This is a genomic window from Marinobacter sp. CA1, assembly GCF_020546665.1.
In the GTDB taxonomy this organism is placed as follows: Bacteria; Pseudomonadota; Gammaproteobacteria; order Pseudomonadales; family Oleiphilaceae; genus Marinobacter; species Marinobacter xestospongiae.
This window is the reverse complement of the sequence record NZ_CP071785.1, coordinates 4,288,559-4,301,898: the sequence shown is the minus strand read 5'-3', so window position 1 is coordinate 4,301,898 and position 13,340 is coordinate 4,288,559. Positions and strand designations below refer to the sequence as shown.

Sequence of the window (13,340 nt, the reverse complement as noted above, 5' to 3'; positions counted from 1 at the left end):
TTAGACCGGGGTCGGTTCAGGCTGCCGCGTTGCAGTACTGTTTGCCGAATGCCAGGTTGGCCCGGTACTCCGTTATGTCGTCGCCCTGGCGAATGCACTCGTGGTACCAGGGGCCGTCGCTGGTTTCGCCAAACAGCACGGCGCCAGTGAGCTTGCGGTCACGGATCAGCAACCGGCAGTAGCGATCGGTTTCGTAGTCCTGCCAGACCACCGAGTCGGTGTGCTCGTCGGCGTCGGTCTGGCCGCTGGAAAAAATGGGGATGCCGCTGACTTTCAGGCGAGTGGCAATCACGGCTGGTGCAAAACGGGCCTGGCTGTCGGGCTGGGCCAGCACCTGCGCCAGCACGTCGGCCTGTTCATAGCCCGGCTCCACCAGCCCGAAGGTCTGGTCGCCAAGCTGGCAGCATTCGCCGAGGGCGTGGATCGCCGGATCACTGGTCTGCAGGCGGTTGTCGACCAGGATGCCGCGGTCGCAGGCCAGGCCGGCGTCACGGCCAATCTCAGCGTTGGGGGTGATGCCGGCGGCGATCACCACCAGGTCGGTGCTGATCAGGGTCTCGTCGGTCAGTTGCACCGCCCGCAGCTGCTGGTTGCCCAGCAAGGCCATGGGTCCGATACCAGTGCGTATGGACAGGCCCCGTGCGCTCAGGGCCTGTTCCAGCAGGTTGCCACCGACCCGGTCAAGCTGACGGTTGAGCAGGTGAGAACTGCGATGCAGCACGGTGACGGCCATGCCGCGCCGGCGCAGCCCCTCGGCCGCTTCCAGCCCTAGGAATCCGCCGCCAATCACCACTGCCCGACGGTGGCGCTGACTCAGCTCGATCAGGGTGCGGGTGTCGCGCAGGTCACGGAATCCCACCACGCCGTTGAGCTGTTCACCGGGCAGGCCCAGGCTGGCGGAACGGGAACCCGTGGCGATCACCAGCTGGTCGTAGCTTTCCCTATGGCCGCTGGCGGTCACCACCTGACGAGCCTGGCGGTCGATGCCAACCACCGGGTCGCCCTGGCGGCGCTCTATTCCCTGGCGCTGGAACCAGTCGTCGGCCTGCAGCCTGAGGCTGGCTTCGTCGGCATCACCGGCCAGCAGCGACGACAGCAGAATGCGGTTGTAGGCGGCCGAAGGCTCGCCGCTGAGCACCACTATGCGCTCGAACGGGTGGCTGGCCTGGTCGCACAGCCGTTCCAGCAGACGCTGGGCCACCATGCCATGGCCGCAGATCACCAGGGTTCGGGGTGTGTTTGGCTGAACCGACATCGGTGTTCTCCCAACGAAAAAAGCCGGAGCGTCGGGTTCCCCGGGGAGAACGCGACGGTCCGGCAACTTTGCCAACAACGAAATGCGGATGGTCCGGTCGCAACCGGCTAACCCCATCCTGAGTCTTCTAAAGCGAGTATCGTGCCATTAATGCAACTTATTGATTTACAGGGTTTCAGGTGGGCCGTGGCGCACAACCCGTCGAAGCCGGCGCCCCGCTCTGGGTCGCCCTGCACTGTGCTGGCGCAGGCGATGGAAGCGGACCGGGCTTGTCATCAGGCGATTGCCTCCCGGCTGGTGCTGGCTTTGCTGCCCTCGGCAGTTTTGGGCGATGGGCCTGCTACTGCCGGCTCTGCCGGCAGCGGGGCCGGTTCGGGTTCGCTGCGTCCCGGAAAGGTCTGTTTCTCGTAGAGGAATGACAGCACCGCCTGACGGTAATGCACGTAATCCGGGTCATCGGCGAGGGTAACCCGGTTCCGGGGGCGGGGCAGGGTAATGGCCAGTTCTTCCCCGACGCTGGCGGCCGGCCCATTGGTCATCATCACGATGCGATCGGACAGCAGCACCGCCTCGTCGACATCGTGGGTGATCATGATCACGGTGCTGTTGAGCTCCTGCTGGATCGCCATCAGCGAATCCTGCAGATGGGCCCGGGTCAGCGCGTCGAGGGCGCCGAACGGCTCGTCCATCAGCAGCACGCTGGGCTTCATTGCCAGGGCGCGGGCAATGCCCACCCGCTGGGCCATACCGCCGGAGATCTCACCGGGGCGTTTGTTGAGGGCGTGCTGCATGTTCACCAGCGCCAGGTTGTGTTCAATCCACGCCCGCTTCTCGCGCTTGCCCATGGACTTTTTGAATACCTGGTTCACCGCCAGGGCAACGTTCTCGTACACCGTCAGCCACGGCATCAGGGCGTGGTTCTGGAACACCACCGCCCGCTCCGGCCCCGGGGTGTTGACCTCGTGGCCGTCGAGTACACAGCCGCCCCGGGTGGCCGGCAACAGGCCGGCGACGATGTTGAGGACGGTGGACTTGCCGCAGCCGGAATGGCCGATCAGCGACACGAACTCGCCCTTGCTGATCTTCAGGTTGACGTTATCCAGAGCCAGAAAAGCGCCCGACGGTGTGTCGAAGGCCATATCAACACCGGTTAACTCAAGATGCGATTTACTCACGGCTTTCACCTCAAAAGTTGCGGAGTCCCGGGCAGATAGGCCCTTCCGGGACCGTCCAAAACAGGGATGTTTTGGTCGAGCGTACATGGATGTATTCACCGCGTGTCCCAGAAGGGTCTATCTGCCCGGGGCGGCATGCTCTGTAAAATTCACTCGTTCCAGGCGACTTTCTTCTGGATCAGCAGCATGATCCGGTCGAGCAGAAAGCCGATAAAACCGATCGCCAGCACCGCCACCATGATGCGGCTGAGGGACTGGCTGCTGCCATTCTGGAACTCGTCCCAGACGAATTTCCCCAGCCCCGGGTTCTGCGCCAGCATCTCGGCGGCGATCAGCACCATCCAGGCAATGCCCAGCGATACCCGCAGGCCGGTGAAGATCATCGGCACCGAGGACGGCAACACCACCTTGCGGGTGTGAGTCCAGAACGACAGTTGCAGCACCTTGGAGACGTTGAGCAGGTCCGGATTGACCGCGGCCACACCGACGCTGGTGTTGATCAGGGTCGGCCACAGGCTGCACAGGGTGACGGTGATCATCGAGGTCAGGAACGCCTTCTCGAACATCGGGTCGTCACTGACGTAGGTGGCCGACACCACCATGGTGACCAGCGGCAGCCAGGCCAGTGGCGACACCGGTTTGAACACCTGGATCAGCGGGTTGACCGCCGCAGCGAAGAAGCGGTTGAGGCCCACCACGATACCCAGTGGCACCGCGATGAGGGTGGCCAGCAGGAAACCGCACAGTACCGTCACCAGGCTGGTGCCGATCTGGTCGAAGAAGGTGGGCGCGCCGGGGTAAGGCCGAATACGCACCTCTGCCTCGGGGTTGTCAGCCAGGATGCGGGCATTGCGTTCCTCCTGCATGGTGACGAAGCGATCGCCCCGTGCCCGCTCGTCACTGTGCTCCTGCCACAGTTGGCCGGCCTGCTGCCAGACATCGGTGGGCGCCGGGAAACTGCCCAGGGAGGTATTGACCTGGGGCGCGACCAGTTGCCAGAACAGCAGGAACAGGCCAATGCCGATCAGCGGCAGTAGCAGGTTGCGCCCGCCCCGGGCCAGCGCCCGGGGGGAGAGCCGCTCGGTTGCCGCCGCAAACCAGCGCGGCGGCGCCTTGAGGGATTCAGACGAGGTGGCGGTTGTCATGGTGTGTCTCCCATTACTCGGCGGCGACCGCGGTGTCCCGGCCCTTCAGGCCGATGGCGAAGCTGTCGATGTAGGCGTTGGGCTGACGGGGGGTGAAGGCCACGCCGTCGATCAGCTCGCCCTGTCCGGGCCGCTCAAAGTTTTCTGCGCTCAGGTCCGGAAAGTCGTCAGCGCTGAGGGTGCCGTCGTCGATCAGCGACTGCGCCGCCTCGGCGTAGATGTCGGCCCGATAGACCTTCTTCGCAGTGTCCATGTACCAGTTATCCGGCTTGGGCTCGGCGATCTGGCCCCAGCGCCGCATCTGGGTCAGGTACCAGATGGCATCGGACGGATACGGGTAGGTGGCGTAGTAGCGAAAGAACACATTGAAGTCCGGTACCGAGCGTACGTCGCCTTTTTCATATTCGAAGGTGCCGGTCATGGAGTTAGCGATCACCTGCGGGTCGGCGCCGACGTAGTTGGGGCGGGCCAGCATCTGGACCGCTGCTTCGCGGTTGGCGTTGTCGTCGAGCCAGTAGGCGGCACGGATCAGCGCCCGCAGCAGGCGAACGTGGGTGTTGGGGTATTTCTCGGCCCAGCCCTCAGTCACCCCGAACACTTTCTCCGGGTTGTTGGGCCAGATTTCGTAGTCGGTGATCACCGGCACGCCGATGCCTTTGAACACCGCCTGCTGGTTCCACGGTTCGCCAACGCAGTAGCCCTTGATGGTGCCGGCCTCCAGCGTGGCGGGCATCTGTGGCGGCGGAGTGACCGAGAGCTGCACGTCGGCCTGCAGGGTGCCGCTGGTGTCGCCGTTCTCCGGGTCGTAGTAGCCCGGGTTAAGGCCGCCGGCGGCCAGCCAGTAGCGCAGTTCGTAGTTGTGGGTGGAGACCGGGAACACCATGCCCATGGGGAAGCGTTCGCCCCGGTCCCGATAGCTGTCCACCACCGGTTTCAGTGCCTCGGCGCTGACCGGGTGCACCGGATTGCCGTCGGCCTGCTGCGGCAGGTGCTGTTCCATCTGCTGCCAGACATCGTTGGAGACGGTGATGCCGTTGCCGTTCAGGTCCATGCTGAAGGCGGTGATGATATCGGCCTGGGTGCCGTAGCCGATGGTGGCGCCGAGCGGCTGACCGGCGAGCATGTGGGCGCCGTCGAGTTCGCCGGTGATGACCCGGTCGAGCAGCACTTTCCAGTTGGCCTGGGCCTCCAGTTCCACGAACAGGCCTTCGTCGAGGAAGTAACCCTCTTCCCAGGCCACCGCCAGCGGTGCCATGTCGGTGAGCTTGATGAAGCCGAGTTTCAGGTCCGGTTTTTCCGCCGGACCCAGGTCGGTGGCGCTGGCCTCTGCCAGTGCGCCGTGCATCCAGCCGCTGCAGGCCAGGACCAGGGCAATCATGTGAGGTCGTGTCATGGTGTGCTCTCCCGATGGTTATTTCAGGCACAAAAAAAGCGCCGGTCCTCTGCTGGAGGACGGGCGCCGTTGCCTGTGAAATCGCATTGTGTGTGGACGGCAGTCACTGCCGTCAGTGGATGGCTGATCAGTAAGGATGACGTTGCAGGCTTTGTGCCAAAATATTTATATGTTTAATAACAGTGGGTTGTGGGTTGTCGGGGTGTTGTCTTAGACAGGGGTGGGCAGAGATTGCACAGTTTCAGGGTGGAGCGCTTCAGTAGGGGGCACGGGGCGGCTACCACTCATGCAGTTGTTGCCCCAGCAGCTGGTCACCGGCAATGTCCACCGGACCATGGCGGCCATTGACGGTGAACGGCAGGTGGTGACGGCCTTCGGTTTTGCCATCCATCGCCGGCGCATCGAGGCCGAAGGTGTCGGCGGCCTGGCGGTAGATGTCGGGACGGATCACGGTCTTGATGGCTGCCAGTGAGGCCTGCCTGAGCTGGCCGTGGCAGACCAGGCGGCTGCCCAGCCAATGGGCCTGGGACAACCAGGGAAAATTGGCGCAGCGCTCGAAGAAGTGTTGGTGCAGGCCAGGATGGAACAGTCCGAACGGGTGTTGCGCCAGTTGCTCTACCTGTTCGCCCAAGTACTCCCGACGGCTCAGTATCCGTGCCAGCTGGCGGTGATTCTGGGGGTTGTCGAGCCAGCGGCAGGCCCCCAGCAGGGCACGAATCAGACCCAGGTGTACGGCCGGGTGCTGCTGGGCCCAGTCGGCCCGCACGCCCAGCACCTTTTCCGGGGCGTTCTGCCAGATCTGGTGGCCGGAGTGCAGGATTCGCCCCAGCCCTTCAAGTTCCAGCAGGCTGTTCCAGGGCTCCCCCACGCAACAGCCCTCAATGGCGCCGGCGCGGAAGGCATCAATCATCTGCACTGGCGATACCGGGATAATTTCCACCTCGGCATCCGAAAGCGCTCCGGCGCTGCCCAACCAGTCCCGCAACTGCAGGTCATGACTGGACCAGGGCGCCACCGAGGCCAGCCGGATCGGGCGGCCACGTTCCCGGGCCAGGGCCCGTAGGGCGCTGGCGGAATCGATGGGATGGTCTTCGTCGACGCCGCGATCGCGCAGTGCCTGGTACAACGGCTGGGCCAGGGTGATGCCGTTGCCGTTGCGGCTCAGCACCATACCGGAGACCACCTGGGTCGCCGGCTGGCCCCGGGTCAGCGACATCGTCAGCGGCATCGGGGCCAGCATCTGGGCGCCGTCGAGCAGGCCAAAGCTGACCTTGTCGCGAACCGACGCCCAGGAACCCTCTTTCATCAGCTCCACCTCCAGGCCTTCGGCATCGAACAGCCCCAGTTCACGGGCCATGATCAGCGGCGCGCTGTCCAGCAACGGCACAAACCCGAGGCGGATGTGGAAACCGGGATGGCGGTGGAGCGGGGTCGGTGCGGGCATGAACGGGTCTCAGCTGGCCTGTTGCAGGGCGCGACGTGGCGCCGCGGTGGTGGTCTCGGACTCGAGGATGTCGATCACCCGCTGGGCAATCACCGCCAGGCGTTCGCTGTGGTCCATGGCGGACTTGCGCAGCACCTGGTAGGCGGCGTCTTCGTCACAGCCTTCCCGTTTCATGATCAGGCCCTTGGCGCGTTCGATCAGTTTGCGGTCTTCCAGCGCTGTGCGGGTCTGCGCCAGCTCGGTCCTGAGGGCCTGGAAGGATTCGAACTGGGCCACCGCCGAGTCGATGATGGCGCGGACCTTCTCCGGTTGCAGCCCATCCATGACGTAGGCGCTGACACCGGCATGCAGGGCGGCCTTGATGGTGTCTCGGTCGCCGGGCTCGTTGGCGCAGAACACGATGGGGCGGGGGGCGTGCTCGTTCATCGTGCTCATGTTCTCCAGGGTGTCACGGTCTGGCAGGTCCATGTCGATGATCACCATGTCCGGCTCGTCCCGGGCCACCGCCGCTGTCAGGCCGGTGGCGTCCGGGCGCTGGCTGATGACCTCGTGCCCCTCCAGTTCCAGTGCCTGCTTTACCAGCCGGGCGCGGTCACTGTCCTTGTCGATCAGCAGTATGCGGAGTGGGTCGGTCGAGTGCATGACGGTCATCCTTTGATAACGTAATCAGGTTTCAGTCGGGGGGCCGTGGCTCTCCCGGGTTTACTGGTGATGGATCTGCAAGAAATCTGCCAGCGCCCCGGCCCCGGCCTCCGACACAGGCGGCGCGCGGGTTGATGGCGGTTGCCGGAGGCGGACGGCGGGGCAGGCTGTGCCCGGTCGTTGTGCACGCGGCGGGGTTTTTGCACCGTTTTGTGCGGTTGTTTGTCCGTCCATGGCCTGATGCATCGCTGCGACCGGCGGTAACGACGGCTGGCCCTGTTATTGCTTTGTATGACGGCAACAACATGACCTTTTACCCATCACCGGCACTGACGCCCGATGGCCCTGGCTTGCGCACGCGACCCCGGGCATCGGGCTTTTTTGTGCCCGGTCAGCGAGATCAGGAGTTGCTGTGACTGACACCTGCCGGACCACCTGCCCCTACTGTGGCGTGGGCTGTGGCGTGCTGTTCAAACCCGGAGCATCCCGGCCTACTGAGGCCACCGATACGCCTGGCACCGTGGCCGGAGACCCGGACCATCCCGCCAACCACGGACGGTTGTGCGTGAAGGGCGCCAGCCTCCATGAAACCCTGGGCGATGACGGTCGCCTGTTGCAGCCGCGCCTGGCGGGGCGAGCGGTTGACTGGTCGGAGGCCCTGGCAGCCACGGCAGAGGCCATTCGCCAGGCCAGGGCCAGTCACGGCCCGGGTTCGGTGGCGTTCTATCTTTCCGGCCAGCTGTTGACCGAGGACTATTACGTCGCCAACAAGCTGGCCAAGGGGTTTATTGGCACCCCCCATGTCGACACCAATTCCCGGCTGTGCATGTCGTCGGCGGTGGCGGCCCACAAGCGGGCTTTTGGCGCTGACGCGGTGCCGGCGTGCTATGAGGATCTTGAACTGGCGGACCTGCTGGTGCTGGTGGGCAGCAATGCGGCGTGGAATCACCCGGTGCTGTACCAGCGCATGCAGGCGGCGGCCCGGACGGGACGGCGGGTGGTGGTGATTGATCCCCGGCGGACCGCCACCTGCGACCTGGCGGACCTGCACCTGCCCCTGCGGCCGGGCTCGGACACGGTGCTGTTCAACGGCCTGCTGGTCTGGCTGGCGGACCACGGCGGCCTGGACCGGGACTACCTCGAGCGCCACTGCAGCGGTCTGGAGGCCACGCTGGCCAGTGCCCGGGAGGCGGCGCCGGACAGCGCCAGCGTGGCGCACCAGTGCGATCTGCCTGTCGCTGATGTGGAAGCCTTCTATCGCTGGTTCCAGCACACGCCACGCACTGTTACGGGGTTCTCCCAGGGCGCCAACCAGTCAGTGGCGGGGACCGACAAGGGCAATGCCATCATCAACTGTCACCTTGCCACCGGTCGGGTTGGCCGGCCGGGGGCCAGCCCCTTCTCACTCACCGGCCAGCCCAACGCCATGGGTGGCCGGGAAGTCGGCGGACTGGCCAACACCCTGGCCGCCCACCTGGATTACCAGACACCGGGGGCCCGGGAACTGGTGGCGGACTTCTGGGGAACGGACGCGCTGGCCGATGGCCCTGGGCTCAAGGCGGTGGACCTGTTTGAGGCCATCCACCGCGGTGATATCCAGGTGCTGTGGGTGATGGCGACCAACCCGGCGGTGAGCCTGCCGGACAGCGAGCGGGTCCGCGAAGCCCTGGCCCGCTGCCCCACGGTGATCGTTTCCGACTGCGTTGCCAACACCGACACCGCGGCGTTTGCCGACATTCTGCTGCCTGCCGCCGGCTGGGGCGAGAAGGACGGGACCGTGACCAACTCTGAACGGCGTATCTCCCGCCAGCGGGGGCTGTTGCCACCGGCCGGGGACGCCCGGCCGGACTGGTGGATTATGGCGGAGGTTGCGCAGCGGCTGGGGTACGGCGAGGCATTCCGCTACCAGGGGCCCGCGGACATCTTCCGCGAACACGCCGCGTTGTCAGGGGTTGGTAACGACGCATCCGCCGCTGCCGGCCCGCGTTGCTTCGACATCCGTGGCCTCAGCGAGTTGTCGGACCGGGACTACGATCGCCTGGCGCCGGTGCAGTGGCCGGTCAACGATGCGTTTCCCCGGGGCCGGCAGCGACTGTTTGATGATGGCCGTTTCTGCACCGACGATGGCCGTGCCCGGCTGGTGCCGATCCAGACGGTCTGGCCGGAAAGCCGCCCCGACTCGGACCATCCGCTGGTGGTCAACAGCGGTCGCATCCGTGACCAGTGGCACACCATGACCCGCACCGCGCGGGCACCGCGGCTGCTGCAGCACCGCTCGGAGCCATTCATTGAGGCCCACCCCCAGGATCTGGCCCGCCATCAGCTGGTGGACGGCGATCTGGCGGTGCTGACACGGCAGCGCCAGCGGTTTGTCGGACGGGTGCGGGCCAGTCGTGGTCAGCGTCCCGGGGAAGTGTTCGTGCCGATTCACTGGAACCGCCAGTTCACCCCGGCGGGGCTGGCGTCGGCGCTGATGCCGGCGGTGACCGATCCGCTGTCTGGGCAGCCGGAGTCCAAGCACGGGGTGGCGGCATTGACGCCGTTCCGGGCCCGTTGGCATGCCCGCCTGCTGGTTCGCCGGGATCGGCCGCGGCGCTGGCGGGCGGAATACTGGTGTCACGTGCCCCTGGCGGGCTGCGACAGCTGGTGGCTGGCAGGCACCGATCCGCGCCACTGGCTGGACGATGCCGATGACTGGCTGGGCGGCACCCCGCAATTGGTGATGAGTGATCCGGCGGAGGGCCGTTTTCGGGCGGCGCGGCTGAAGGATGGCCGACTGGAAGCCATGCTGCTGGTGGAACGGCAGCCACAGCAGCTGCCGGATCTGGCCTGGTTGGAGCAGTGCTTTCTCAGTGAAGCCCTGGAAGAGAGCGAACGACGGGCGTTGCTGGCGGCCCGGGATGTAGCGCGGGAGGACGTAGGCGCCATTGTCTGCAGCTGTTTTCAGGTGGGGCAGCGGCAGATTGCGTCGGCGGTGGCTGACGGTGCCGACTCGGTGACGGCGCTGGGGCAACAGCTGCGTTGCGGCACCAACTGTGGCTCCTGTGTGCCGGAACTGAAGGGCCTGCTGGCGGAGCTGACCTAATCCACTTTGTGCAACATCGCCAGCGGTACCCGGTAGCGCACTTCACGACCACGGTGGGTGTCGTCACAGCACACCGTGCAGGTCTTGCGGTTGACCCGGAGGATGCGGCCCTGGTGCTGGTTGGCGCCGTGGCCGAAACGGACCCGGTCGCCGGCCTGCCACCGGGCCCGGGCTGATGCCTCCCGGGGCAGGTCGAACGGCGTGGTGGCCAGTGTCAGGCCACGCTGACCGGCTGCAGCCAGCAGGTACTGGCGCACCGCGAGGGCGCGGCCACTGTGGTGCAGCTGGTCGAGGATGCGGTAGAAATGGCCGTTGTGTACCGAGCCATGGAAGCGTTTGCCCGCCACCTGTTGCAGCAGGTGGGCAAACTCGTGACAACAGGTGTGGGCCAGCAGGTTGGCGCTGGAGAGTTCGCCGTTGAAGTACCGGCGTTGCTGGATCTCGCGGCTGGACAGCCAGGTCACGGCGGTGGTGGCGCTTTGCTTGGCGGCGATCATGCGGGCACCGTAGGTGATCAGGTGCTGGCGGTCACGGGGATCGTAGCGGTGATAGGTTGCCTGGCCATGGCCAACCCGGCAGGTCAGGCTGGTGCCGGACTGGCGTCCACGGATGTGCCGGGCCTGGGGCGACCACAGCAGTTCGTGGGTGGCTTGGCAGAGCAACTGGCCCAGTTGCTGATGAGGGCTGGGAGCCATCGGGCAATATGTCCGGCCGGGTGATGGGTTCGAGACGCATCATACCCGCCCGGTCACTCGTTGTCGTCAGTGCAGCTTGAAGGCCACCGGCAGGGTGAAGGTGAACGTCTGGCCTTCCATGGAATCCGGTACCGGTGGCAGCGGGCTGGCTTCTTCCAGCAGATCCATGGCGGCCTGGTCCAGCAGCGTGAAGGACGATGAGTTCTTCACCCGATAGCTGACCAGCTCACCGTTACGATTGAACTCGAACTCCACAATCGGCGTACCTTCCTGGCCCAGGCGGCGGGCACGGCGGGGGTACTCGTAGTGGCGCCGCAGGTGCTGGTTGAGCGCGGTGAGGTAGGCGTCCACGTTCTCTGAAGCACCGGCCTGGAGTTCCACCTGCTCCGCCTGCTGACGGTTGGAGGTGTTCTCTGCCGCCGGCGCCTCCACTTCCGAGGTCGGCTGTGGCGCCGGTTCGGTAACCGGTTGCTGTACCGGTTCCGGTGTTGGTTCCGGTGTTGGTTCCGGCTCTGGCTCTGGCTTAGGTTCCGGTTTGGGCTCGGGTTTGGGTTCCGGTTTGGGGATCGGCTCCGGCTCAGGTTCTGGTTCCGGTTTGGGCTCCGGGGGTGGTGGCTCCACCTGTGGCTGGGGTTCGGTAACCGGCTCCGGCTCTGCCTGTGGCTGGCCGGCCAGCGAGATCTTGATGGCCGCGGCGGTGGTGACCATGGTTTCGCCTTCCTGGGTTGGCGGTGTCGGTGTGTGCGGTAGCACCAGCGCCAGTGCCAGCGCGGACAGGCCCAGGGCGACCAGGAGGAACAGCCATCGGACGCCGCGGCTCATGATGCCGGCTCCGTCAACAGGACCACGTCCTTATAGCCTGCCTCTTCCAGGCGCCGCAGTACTGACTCCAGATCGGCCATGGCCAGCTCGTTGGCTGCGGCGATCTTCAGCGGCGTGGTCTCATCGGGTTTTGGCAGTTGTGACACCAGAGTCTCTTCACTGACATCCTGCCCCCCCACCTGCCAGCGGCCGTCGGCATTAAGCACCAGATCGGCGGCGGGTTTCTGGTCTTTGGCATCGTCTGCCACCCCAGGCAGTTCTGGCAGTGGGGTATCCGACAACTGGCCGGCCACGATAAAGAACATCAGCAGCAGGAAGACCAGGTTGATCAATGGCAGCAGGCTGTCCTCCACCCGATCCATCAGGGTCTTCCCGCTTCCGGGAGGAGGCGGTACCAGGGATTCCATAGCTTACTCGCTTTCTTGCGCCGGGGCGGATCGTTGCCAGTGAGGCTCAATGCCCGCGGTTTTCAGGGTCGTGAGGGTGCGGGTGAAGTCGGTCAGCTGTGCTTCACCTGCGGTCGCCAGATTGACTTCGGTCACCTGGGTGCGCCGTAATTCCTGCAACAGCGCCGGCAGGGCCCACTCTTGGTCCTGCCAGCGAATCTGGCCGGAGGCCTCCACCACCAGTTCCGGCAAGGGATCGCCGTCCACCGACTGCCCCGGGGCGGTGCTGTTGTCCAGCTCCAGGAAACTGGTGGGCAGCAGGCGGCTGGTGAGCATGAAGAACACCAGCAGGATAAACACCACGTCGATCAGTGGGGTAATCCGTATTGGGATGGGCCGGGATGGCCGTGGATCAACCAGCTGCATGGGCGACGCGGGCCGATGCAGTGGCGGTGCTGGTGTCGTGTCTGGCGGCCGGTTTCTGGCGTGCCGGGGCTTCCGGCTGGCGCTCCACTTCCGCCGCTGGCGCCGGCATGTCGATAGCGGCTTGCTGCTCCGGAATCGCCGGTGCCAGAACGGTGACCAGGGCACCATTCACCAGGTTGTTGAGGCGGCGCAGACGGAACTCCACCCAGGCCGCCAGCGCGGCGAACGGAATCGCCACGATCAGGCCCGCGGCGGTGGTGGTGAGGGCTTCGTAGATGCCGCCACTGAGCTGGCTGGCATCGGCCCGGCCTTCGGTGGCGGCCATGGCACTGAAGGCGTCCATCATCCCCAGAACCGTCCCCAGCAGACCCAGCAATGGGGCCAGGGCAGCAATCACTTCGAGGATTTTCAGTGGTCCCTCGAACGGCTCCAGAGCTGCACGGGCGTCCCGGGCGAGGGTTTCCCGAACGATGTTGGGTTCATCATGGTTGAGGCGGGCGGCCATGGTATCGGCGGTCAATCGGCGCAGCGGGTTCTGGCGCTGGAACCAGCCGATGCCGGCCATCACCCGATCGGCACAGGCCTGGCTGGGGCTGTGGTGCCAGTCGTCGATCACCCGGCGCAGGGAACGGGGCAGGCGGGGGGCATAGACCGCGCCACACAGCATCAGGTAAACAAAGGTAACCACCCCGGCGGCGGCCAGAACCAGCAGGACCATGATCACCGGTCCGCCCATGTCGATCAGTTGCTGCAGCGGTCCAGAGAAAAGGTCGGTCGATTGAGTGAGAGTGTTGTCAGCCATGACTGCCCCAACGAGAAAACGGAAATGAGCGAAAATGATAACGATTCCTGTTAGAGATTTGAAGCCGTAA

The 13,340-nt window shown here is 65.4% G+C and carries 12 protein-coding genes; 1 reads left to right on the top strand and 11 read right to left on the bottom strand.

The features are described from left to right. Positions 1-16: 16 nt before the first annotated feature. The 6 genes from J2887_RS19740 to J2887_RS19715 form a co-directional block, all read right to left on the bottom strand. On the bottom strand, positions 17-1,255 hold the full coding sequence (locus J2887_RS19740; protein ID WP_227172834.1) for an NAD(P)/FAD-dependent oxidoreductase: 1,239 nt from the start codon (positions 1,253-1,255) through the stop codon (positions 17-19). 275 nt (positions 1,256-1,530) lie between these two features. Continuing rightward, on the bottom strand, positions 1,531-2,394 hold the full coding sequence (locus J2887_RS19735) for an ABC transporter ATP-binding protein (protein WP_228752889.1): 864 nt from the start codon (positions 2,392-2,394) through the stop codon (positions 1,531-1,533). A 185-nt stretch (positions 2,395-2,579) separates the two neighbouring features. Then, positions 2,580-3,575 (bottom strand): ABC transporter permease, encoded by a 996-nt coding sequence (locus J2887_RS19730; RefSeq protein ID WP_227172832.1) that lies wholly within the window; start codon positions 3,573-3,575, stop codon positions 2,580-2,582. A 13-nt stretch (positions 3,576-3,588) separates the two neighbouring features. After that, positions 3,589-4,920, bottom strand: a complete 1,332-nt coding sequence (locus J2887_RS19725; protein WP_227176178.1) for a CmpA/NrtA family ABC transporter substrate-binding protein — start codon at positions 4,918-4,920, stop codon at positions 3,589-3,591. 325 nt (positions 4,921-5,245) lie between these two features. Then, the gene (locus J2887_RS19720) at positions 5,246-6,412 is read right to left on the bottom strand and encodes a CmpA/NrtA family ABC transporter substrate-binding protein (protein WP_227172831.1); all 1,167 of its coding nucleotides are present in this window, start codon (positions 6,410-6,412) and stop codon (positions 5,246-5,248) included. Between the two features lie 9 nt (positions 6,413-6,421). After that, positions 6,422-7,054, bottom strand: coding sequence for an ANTAR domain-containing response regulator (locus J2887_RS19715; RefSeq protein ID WP_227172830.1), 633 nt, complete (start codon positions 7,052-7,054; stop codon positions 6,422-6,424). Between the two features lie 412 nt (positions 7,055-7,466). Here J2887_RS19715 and J2887_RS19710 point away from each other — a divergent pair, with 412 nt between their 5' ends. Then, the gene (locus tag J2887_RS19710; RefSeq protein ID WP_227172829.1) at positions 7,467-10,139 is read left to right on the top strand and encodes a nitrate reductase; all 2,673 of its coding nucleotides are present in this window, start codon (positions 7,467-7,469) and stop codon (positions 10,137-10,139) included. Here J2887_RS19710 and J2887_RS19705 read toward each other — a convergent pair. From J2887_RS19705 to J2887_RS19680, 5 genes are all read right to left on the bottom strand, one after another. Further along, positions 10,136-10,834, bottom strand: coding sequence for a hypothetical protein (locus tag J2887_RS19705; protein ID WP_227172828.1), 699 nt, complete (start codon positions 10,832-10,834; stop codon positions 10,136-10,138). The genes J2887_RS19710 and J2887_RS19705 overlap by 4 nt on opposite strands. A gap of 66 nt (positions 10,835-10,900) precedes the next feature. Beyond that, the gene (locus J2887_RS19695; RefSeq protein ID WP_227172827.1) at positions 10,901-11,656 is read right to left on the bottom strand and encodes an energy transducer TonB; all 756 of its coding nucleotides are present in this window, start codon (positions 11,654-11,656) and stop codon (positions 10,901-10,903) included. Next, the gene (locus J2887_RS19690) at positions 11,653-12,018 is read right to left on the bottom strand and encodes an ExbD/TolR family protein (protein ID WP_324197233.1); all 366 of its coding nucleotides are present in this window, start codon (positions 12,016-12,018) and stop codon (positions 11,653-11,655) included. The genes J2887_RS19695 and J2887_RS19690 overlap by 4 nt, the downstream gene beginning before the upstream one ends. Before the next feature lie 48 nt (positions 12,019-12,066). Next, a complete protein-coding gene (locus J2887_RS19685) occupies positions 12,067-12,468 on the bottom strand; it encodes an ExbD/TolR family protein (RefSeq protein WP_227172825.1) in 402 nt (133 codons plus the stop codon). Further along, positions 12,455-13,270, bottom strand: coding sequence for a MotA/TolQ/ExbB proton channel family protein (locus J2887_RS19680; protein WP_227172824.1), 816 nt, complete (start codon positions 13,268-13,270; stop codon positions 12,455-12,457). Before J2887_RS19680 ends, J2887_RS19685 begins: the two co-directional genes overlap by 14 nt. Positions 13,271-13,340 lie beyond the last annotated feature (70 nt).

Excerpts from the sequence above, each read along its gene's own strand:
- J2887_RS19740 (WP_227172834.1), bottom strand. The coding sequence starts at position 1,255 with ATGTCGGTTCAGCCAAACACACCCCGAACCCTGGTGATCTGCGGCCAT.
- J2887_RS19735 (WP_228752889.1), bottom strand. The coding sequence starts at position 2,394 with ATGGCCTTCGACACACCGTCGGGCGCTTTTCTGGCTCTGGATAACGTC.
- J2887_RS19730 (WP_227172832.1), bottom strand. The coding sequence starts at position 3,575 with ATGACAACCGCCACCTCGTCTGAATCCCTCAAGGCGCCGCCGCGCTGG.
- J2887_RS19725 (WP_227176178.1), bottom strand. The coding sequence starts at position 4,920 with ATGCACGGCGCACTGGCAGAGGCCAGCGCCACCGACCTGGGTCCGGCG.
- J2887_RS19720 (WP_227172831.1), bottom strand. The coding sequence starts at position 6,412 with ATGCCCGCACCGACCCCGCTCCACCGCCATCCCGGTTTCCACATCCGC.
- J2887_RS19715 (WP_227172830.1), bottom strand. The coding sequence starts at position 7,054 with ATGCACTCGACCGACCCACTCCGCATACTGCTGATCGACAAGGACAGT.
- J2887_RS19705 (WP_227172828.1), bottom strand. The coding sequence starts at position 10,834 with ATGGCTCCCAGCCCTCATCAGCAACTGGGCCAGTTGCTCTGCCAAGCC.
- J2887_RS19695 (WP_227172827.1), bottom strand. The coding sequence starts at position 11,656 with ATGAGCCGCGGCGTCCGATGGCTGTTCCTCCTGGTCGCCCTGGGCCTG.
- J2887_RS19690 (WP_324197233.1), bottom strand. The coding sequence starts at position 12,018 with ATGGATCGGGTGGAGGACAGCCTGCTGCCATTGATCAACCTGGTCTTC.
- J2887_RS19685 (WP_227172825.1), bottom strand. The coding sequence starts at position 12,468 with ATGCAGCTGGTTGATCCACGGCCATCCCGGCCCATCCCAATACGGATT.
- J2887_RS19680 (WP_227172824.1), bottom strand. The coding sequence starts at position 13,270 with ATGGCTGACAACACTCTCACTCAATCGACCGACCTTTTCTCTGGACCG.